The organism is Pseudomonas sp. (genome assembly GCF_049645325.1).
In the GTDB taxonomy this organism is placed as follows: domain Bacteria; phylum Pseudomonadota; class Gammaproteobacteria; order Pseudomonadales; family Pseudomonadaceae; genus Aquipseudomonas.
Genome location: NZ_JBARTQ010000566.1, coordinates 1 through 4258, shown reverse-complemented (window position 1 = coordinate 4258; position 4258 = coordinate 1). Strand labels below are relative to the sequence as shown.

Genomic DNA, 4258 nt, shown 5'->3' with positions numbered 1-4258 from the left:
AGCCAGCTCCCACCGTTGAACTGTATGGCCTATAAAAAACCCGGTGCGCATGAAAATGCGCACCGGGTTTTTTAATGCCGCCGGATCAATCAGGCATCCAGCTCGGCCCAACGCTCAACCAGCACTTCCAACTCCTGGTTCAACGTTTCCAGGGACGCAATGACCTTGGCGGTCTCCGCTGCCGGGCGCAGGTAGAAACCCGCGTCAGCCATTTCTGCTTCTACAGCGGCGATCTGCTGTTCCTTGGACTCGATATCACCCGGCAAGGCTTCCAGCTCGCGCTGCAGCTTGTAGCTGAGTTTCTTCTTGGCCGCTGGCGCAGCGTCCTCAGCCGGTGCAGCAGCGGCCACCGGGGCCACCACCGCCGAGGTCAAGTCGGCTTTGCCGGACTTGCTCTCAGTCACGCCCAGCAGACGCGGCGAGCCGCCCTGACGCAGCCAGTCCTGGTAACCACCGACGTATTCACGCACCTTGCCTTCACCTTCGAAGACCAGGGTGCTGGTGACCACGTTGTCGAGGAATGCCCGGTCGTGACTCACCATCAACACGGTGCCGTTGAAGGTCAGCAAGACCTCTTCCAGCAGTTCGAGGGTTTCTACGTCCAAGTCGTTGGTCGGTTCGTCGAGCACCAGCAGGTTGGCCGGTTTGCTGAACAGCTTGGCCAACAGCAGGCGCGCGCGCTCACCACCGGACAAGGCTTTCACTGGTGTACGCGCACGCTGCGGGCTGAACAGGAAGTCGCCCAGGTAGCTGAGCACGTGGCGGCTCTGCCCGTCGATGTCGATAAAGTCGCGGCCTTCGGCCACGTTGTCGATCACGGTTTTTTCCAGGTCCAACTGGTGACGCAACTGGTCGAAGTAAGCCACGTCGATCTTGGTGCCTTCCTCTACCTTGCCGCTGGTCGGTTGCAGACCATTGAGCATCAGCTTGAGCAAGGTGGTCTTGCCGGTGCCGTTGGCGCCCAGCAGGCCGATACGGTCGCCGCGCTGCAGGACCATGGAAAAGTCCTTGATCAGGAACGGGCCGTCCGGGTGATGGAAGCTGACGTTTTCCAGGACCATGACCTGCTTGCCCGACTTGTCGGCGGTGTCGAGCTGGATGTTGGCCTTGCCAGTGCGTTCGCGACGCTCGCTGCGCTCATTGCGCAGAGCCTTGAGGGCACGCACGCGGCCTTCGTTACGGGTGCGGCGGGCCTTGATGCCCTGGCGAATCCAGACTTCTTCCTGGGCCAGTTTCTTGTCGAACAGCGCGTTGGCGGTCTCTTCGGCGGACAACGCGGCTTCTTTGTGCACCAGGAAGCTGGCGTAGTCGCCGTTCCAGTCGATCAGGCCGCCACGGTCCAGTTCGAGAATGCGCGTGGCCAGGCTCTGCAGGAAGGCACGGTCGTGCGTGATAAACAGCACCGCGCCCTGGAAGTCCTTGATGGCTTCTTCCAGCCAGGCGATTGCGCCGATGTCCAGGTGGTTGGTCGGTTCGTCGAGCAGCAGCAGGTCCGGCTCTGACACCAGGGCCTGGGCCAGCAGCACGCGACGACGCCAGCCGCCGGACAACTCGGCGAGGGTCTTGTCGGCCGGCAGTTGCAGGCGGCTCAGGGTGCTGTCGACCAGTTGCTGCAAGCGCCAGCCGTCACGGGCTTCGAGGTCTTGCTGAACGTGCATCAGCTTGTTCAGGTCCTCTTCGGTGACACAGTTCTGGGCCAGGTGATGGTATTCGGCGAGCAACGCGCCAACACCGTCGAGGCCTTCGGCGACCACGTCGAACACTGTCCGTCCGTCGGCCACCGGCAATTCTTGCGGCAATTCGCCAATCTTGAGGCCCGGGGAGCGCCAAACAGAGCCCTCATCGGGCTTCTGGTCGCCTTTAACCAGCTTCATCATGCTGGACTTGCCGGTGCCGTTGCGGCCGATGATGCACACCCGCTCACCACGGGCGATCTGCCAGGACACCTTGTCCAACAACGGCATAGCGCCGAAAGCAAGGGACACATCGCTGAATTTGAGCAGGGTCATACGCTTCTCCAAAAACTGGGCGCGCATTCTACCTGACTTGAGGGTGGGATGCGGTTGGCATTTTCACGCTCGACACGTTCTGCAGGACATTTGCAGCGAACTTCAGCCAGCCGGCCGGCAAAGCTTTCACCGGCCGCTGGCAAAAGGCTAAGCTAGGGGCAATCAGTGTCGGCGGTGCCGGCGCTCGTCGTGATTTCTCTGCACGGATGTCTCATGCGCAGTCGCCTTTTCAATTTTTTATCTTGTTTGCTTCTTTCCGCCACCGCCGTTCAATCCGCACAGGCTGTGGACCTCACCACCCAACGTCAATATTACGATGAAGCCAAACGCGCCTTGGCCAAAGGCGACAGCGGCCCATACATGCAATACAGCCAGGCCCTGGCCGACTACCCGCTCACGCCGTACCTGGCCTACGACGAGTTGACCGCGCGCCTGAAAACCGCGAGCAACGAGGAAATCGAACAGTTCCTCGCCAAAAACGGCGACCTGCCCCAGGCCAACTGGATGAAGCTGCGCTGGTTGCGCTGGCTGGCTGACCGTGGCGACTGGCAGACCTTTGAAAAGTACTACGACGACAAGCTCAATTTCGTCGAACTCGACTGCCTGCATGCTCAGTTCCAGCTCACGCACAACCTGAAAGCCGAAGGCTACAAGAACACCGAAAAACTCTGGCTGACCGGCAAATCGCAACCGGCCGCCTGTGACGCCACCTTCGGCCAGTGGGCCGCCGATGGCCAACTCACCGAACAAAAAATCTGGGACCGCGCCAAGCTCGCGGCCGAAGCGCGCAACTACGCGCTGGCCAACAGCCTGGTGAAAACCCTGCCAACCTTGGGCGCCCAAGGCCGCCTGATGGTGGACGTGGCACAAAAACCCGACATGCTCAGCGATCCGTCGCGCTTCCTGCCGGCCAACGAGGCCATGTCTGACGCCGTCGGCCTGGGCCTGCGTCGCCTGGCACGCCAGGACCCGGACAAGGCCATGGCCCTGCTCGACGGCTATGCCAGCAGCATGCACTTCTCCCGTGACGAAAAAGTGTCGATCGCCCGTGAAATCGGCCTGACCCTGGCGCGTCGCTATGACCCACGCGCCTTGGACGTAATGACCAAATATGATCCGGAGCTGCGTGACAACACCGTCTCCGAATGGCGCCTGCGCCTGCTGCTGCGTCTGGCGCGCTGGGAAGATGCGTACCAGCTGACCCGCAAGCTTCCGCAAGACCTGGCCACCACCAACCGCTGGCGCTACTGGCAGGCGCGCAGCCTGGAGCTGGCCGAGCCGAAGAACCCGCAGGCCATGGTGCTGTACAAAAGCGTGGCCAAGGAACGTGACTTCTATGGCTTCCTCGCCGCCGACCGCTCCAAATCCCCGTACCAGTTGACCAACAAACCGCTGGTGATGAGCCAGGCGCTGATGAACAAGGTGCGCAACACCCCAGGCGTACGCCGCGCCCTGGAGTTCTACGCCCGCGGCCAAGTGGTGGATGGTCGCCGCGAGTGGTACCACGTCAGCCGTCACTTCAACCGCGACGAAATGGTCGCCCAGGCCAAGCTGGCCTACGACATGAAGTGGTACTTCCCGGCGATCCGCACCATCAGCCAGGCGCAGTACTGGGACGACCTGGACATTCGCTTCCCGATGGCTCACCGCGACACCCTGGTACGCGAAGCCAAAGTGCGTGGCCTGCACTCCAGCTGGGTGTTTGCCATCACCCGTCAGGAAAGCGCCTTCATGGACGACGCGCGCTCCGGCGTCGGCGCCAGCGGCCTGATGCAACTGATGCCCGGCACCGCCAAGGAAACCGCGCGCAAGTTCAGCATTCCCCTGGCCTCGCCCGCCCAAGTGCTGGACCCGGACAAAAACATCCAGCTCGGCGCCGCTTACCTGAGCCAGGTGCACAGCCAGTTCAACGGCAACCGCGTGCTGGCCTCTGCCGCCTACAACGCCGGCCCGGGCCGCGTGCGCCAATGGCTACGCGGTGCTGATCACCTGAGTTTCGACGTGTGGGTGGAAAGCATCCCGTTCGACGAGACCCGCCAGTATGTGCAGAACGTGCTGTCTTATTCGGTGATCTACGGGCAAAAGCTCAACTCGCCACAGCCACTGGTGGATTGGCATGAGCGGTATTTTGATGATCAGTAACATCGGATAAAAAAATCCCGCGACGAGCGGGATTTTTTTTGACGTGAGCAAGACATCTTGTGGTGAGCAGGGCTTGCTGTGGTGAGCGGGCTTGCCCCGTGCGGGAT

The 4258-nt window shown here is 61.6% G+C and carries 2 protein-coding genes; one reads left to right on the top strand and one right to left on the bottom strand.

The genetic code is table 11. From position 1 onward, the window contains the following. Window positions 1-89: 89 nt before the first annotated feature. Window positions 90-2009, bottom strand: a complete 1920-nt coding sequence (locus WBB95_RS23715) for an ATP-binding cassette domain-containing protein (protein ID WP_424489774.1) — start codon at window positions 2007-2009, stop codon at window positions 90-92. Between the two features lie 213 nt (window positions 2010-2222). Here WBB95_RS23715 and WBB95_RS23710 point away from each other — a divergent pair, with 213 nt between their 5' ends. Further along, on the top strand, window positions 2223-4151 hold the full coding sequence (locus WBB95_RS23710; protein WP_424489773.1) for a transglycosylase SLT domain-containing protein: 1929 nt from the start codon (window positions 2223-2225) through the stop codon (window positions 4149-4151). Window positions 4152-4258 lie beyond the last annotated feature (107 nt).

What these genes read in the sequence shown, in the direction of transcription:
- WBB95_RS23715 (WP_424489774.1), bottom strand. Translation starts at nt 2,009, where the DNA reads ATGACCCTGCTCAAATTCAGCGATGTGTCCCTTGCTTTCGGCGCTATG.
- WBB95_RS23710 (WP_424489773.1), top strand. Translation starts at nt 2,223, where the DNA reads ATGCGCAGTCGCCTTTTCAATTTTTTATCTTGTTTGCTTCTTTCCGCC.